Origin of the sequence: Bacillus sp. Nf3, from assembly GCF_003028545.1 — a bacterium.
Taxonomy (GTDB): Bacteria; Bacillota; Bacilli; order Bacillales; family Bacillaceae; genus Bacillus; species Bacillus safensis.
Genome location: NZ_PYUA01000095.1, coordinates 1 through 543, shown reverse-complemented (window position 1 = coordinate 543; position 543 = coordinate 1). Strand labels below are relative to the sequence as shown.

Below are 543 nucleotides of genomic sequence, written 5' to 3'. Positions count from 1 at the left end.
CGAGGCGCTGCAGTGGAAAGACACGGGTTCCTGAGCCGGGCGCGCCGGCTGCCGAGGTGCGGCAAGGGTCAGGGTGGCGTGATCACTGCAGGGCGGGGTCGGTGCGTGGGAGGGGCGCAGTCTACGGGAAGTGGCTACATGAGGGTAGCGCGGTCGGCCGCGAAAGGCAGCGGAGCATGGCTCCGCTCTACAATCCAGACATGGCCAACGACCGCGCGCACTTCTTCGACCCCACCACCGAGCAGGGCGTGCTGCGCCTGTCGATCGCCGGCGCGCTGCTGCTGGCGGTGGCCGCGGTGGTGTTCGGCCTGCTGGCCAATTCCTCGCTGATCATCTTCGATGGCATCTACGGGCTGATCGACGTGGTGATGACCTGGCTGTCGCTGCTGGTGGCGCGGCTGATCGCGCTGTCCACCAACACCGATGCGCTGCAGTCGCGGCTCAACCAGCGCTTCACCATGGGCTTCTGGCACCTGGAGCCGATCGTGCTGGGGGTCAGCGGCACGCTGATGATCGGTGCGGCGCTGTATGCGCTGGTCAATG

General features: G+C 67.4%; 1 protein-coding gene. It reads left to right on the top strand.

The genetic code is table 11. The annotated features are described in order from the left end of the window. Positions 1-176: 176 nt before the first annotated feature. On the top strand, positions 177-543 hold a 367-nt coding region (locus C9414_RS21015; RefSeq protein ID WP_181286205.1), incomplete at its 3' end, for a cation efflux transmembrane domain-containing protein.